The organism is Mesotoga sp. HF07.pep.5.2.highcov (assembly GCF_003666285.1).
GTDB classification, from domain to species: Bacteria; Thermotogota; Thermotogae; order Petrotogales; family Kosmotogaceae; genus Mesotoga; species Mesotoga prima.
The window spans coordinates 1-2,379 of sequence record NZ_JFHJ01000590.1; the positions used below are offsets into that span (position 1 = coordinate 1).

The window sequence follows — 2,379 nt, forward strand, 5'->3', positions numbered from 1 at the left end:
GGAATAGCTCTTTTCACTGTCTCGATCTACGTGCTCGTTCGTGAGTTGAGTAGATACACTATCAGCGATATCGCTGCAAAGGTCGGGGAGATTCCGGCTTCCAGGCTTGTGATAGCGGCCTTCCTGACCTTTCTGACCTATCTCAATCTCAGTTTCTATGATCTGATCGCTTCCAGAAGGACGGGAGTCAAACTGAAATTTGCGTCGACCGCTCTTGTTTCTTTCATTGGATACACTTTCAGCAAGAATATCGGGTTCACGTTTCTTTCGGGTACAAGCGTCCGCTTCAGGTTATACGGAAAGTGGGGTGTTGCAGGAGGGAAGATTCTCGCAGTAATAACCCTCAACTATCTGACTTTCTGGCTTGGTTTCTTCGCCCTTTCGGGTATCCTGTTCACTCTATGGCCTCCCGTTCTTCAGAATGCCGTAACGGTACCCTTTGGATCATTGAAAGCTATTGGAATTGCCTCTGCCGGGATCTATGTTCTCTACGTGATAGTGGTTAGCTTCAGAAAACGGCCGTTCAGAATAAAGGGAAGGAGCTTCACTCTTCCTGGAAAGTCTTTCACGCTGGTCCAGACCGGCATATCCATTCTCGATTGGCTGCTTTCCGCAGGAGTGTTTTTCATGCTCCTTCCCCCGGAGATCGGTTATCTTGAGGTTCTTGGCGTCTTCCTGCTGTCGCAGTTTGCAGGTCTGTCGAGTCAGGTCCCCGGAGGTCTGGGAGTCTTTGAGGCGCTTACAGTAGTTATTCTCTCGCCCTCCTTAAAGCCGGATATTCTTGTGGCAGCGCTAATAATCTATAGAATAATCTTCTACCTCGTTCCCTTCATTATCGCAGTGGTTTCTTTTGCAGTCAACGAACTCCTTTATAGAGGTTCTGAAAAGGCCTGAGGGAGAACCGTTATGGTGGGTTTAACCTGGCAGCAGGTCGAACAGTCTCTTGACGAAAGTCTCGATGCTCTCATTCTTTTCCATGAGTCCATTTTCTCGAACAAGAAGCGGGGCAGTTACAACTTTGTTTGTCTTATCGACGCACATCTCTCCGACTTCACAGGGGACGTGATCGATGGCCAGCTTTTCGACGACGGTCATCCTATCTTCGGGATTGCCCGAAGCGGTGACGGTAAGATTGGAGGCTACGTTCTCGAGAGCCCTTGCAAGTATTAAAACACCTTCTCCGATCGCTCCCAGAGGTTTCTTACCGAAGAAGCAGTTCACGATAAGCCTTTCAAGGCTCTTATTAACTCTGTAGTGATCCTCTTCGTCTTCAAAAGTAGATAGGCTCTTCAAGACTCCCTTACCGCCGGGAATGACGAGCAAGTCCAGATCCTCCCAGTTGAAAGTATCGATGCTGTTTACCGGTCCGCTGAGCAGTCTTGCCGATTCTACGAGCTGGTTTCGCTTTTGTTCAAGTTCAGCCGGTTTTCCTGTCTGGTGGTTAATAACCTCGTATTGATCCTTGTCCAGTGCCAGAGAAACAACTTCAACCCCTGCCTTATCCAGGGCGAGGAAGGTCATTATGGCCTCGTCAACGGCCGTTCCATCCTCAGAGCCACAACCCGTAAGCACTACTCCACACTTCAATTCGGTCCCTCCTTATAGAAGCATCAAGAGTCGTTTTTCCTTAGGAAAATATAAATATTAATGGATTTTATCATCTTTGCCCCCCGTTCCAAACGGCTCGTAAGTGTGTTGGCCATCTGGACTGTTGACATGCCGGCGAGATTATTGGATATTAGTAGTGAGTTCATGTGACTATTCGGCAAGGGGGTGGTCTTATGAGAGTGGGTTTGATTCATTACAGGGCCGGACTGATGGACGGTGTTTCCCTTGAAATGGAAAAGTGGCGCAAGGTTTTCTCGAGAATGGGTCACTCGGTGGAGATCATTGCGGGAAACAACGCTCCCGGTGTCGACATTGTGATTCCGGAGATAGAATACAACGACGAGAAAAATGAAATCCTGAATTCGAAGCTCTACGGCAGTACGCCTTCATCGGAGAGCGAACTGCTCGATGAACTCTCCATCAGAACCGCCGAGATTCTAGGCAGCTTCAGATCGGTTCTCTCTGACTTCGATCTTCTTATACCGAACAACATCTGGTCGCTTGGATGGTCTATACCTGCGGGACTGGCCCTGCATGACTTCGCGGAAGAGTCGGGTAAGCCGTTTATCTCTCACAACCATGACTTCTGGTGGGACCGCCCCTATTACAGCAGTCCCTATCGAAGCGTCATGGAGCTCCTGGAAAACTACTTCCCTCCCGATCTCCCAAACGTCAAGAACCTGACGATCAACTCGATCTCCGCTTCCGATCTCTTCGAGAGGAGGGGTATCAGGGCTACCGTGGTGCCGAATGTGATGGACTTCAGCGGGC

At 49.3% G+C, this 2,379-nt stretch carries 2 protein-coding genes and 1 pseudogene; 2 read left to right on the plus strand and 1 reads right to left on the minus strand.

From position 1 onward, the window contains the following. Window positions 1–894 (plus strand): lysylphosphatidylglycerol synthase domain-containing protein (locus BG32_RS12480; RefSeq protein WP_147435024.1); only part of this gene is annotated, 894 nt, incomplete at its 5' end. 21 nt (window positions 895–915) lie between these two features. On the opposite strand, the gene elbB is transcribed toward BG32_RS12480, so the two are convergent. Continuing rightward, window positions 916–1,587, minus strand: a complete 672-nt coding sequence (gene elbB, locus BG32_RS12485) for an isoprenoid biosynthesis glyoxalase ElbB (protein ID WP_121526927.1) — start codon at window positions 1,585–1,587, stop codon at window positions 916–918. A gap of 194 nt (window positions 1,588–1,781) precedes the next feature. On the opposite strand from elbB, the pseudogene BG32_RS12490 reads away from it, so the two are divergent. Next, window positions 1,782–2,379, plus strand: a pseudogene (locus BG32_RS12490) (glycosyl transferase group 1); the annotation flags it as partial.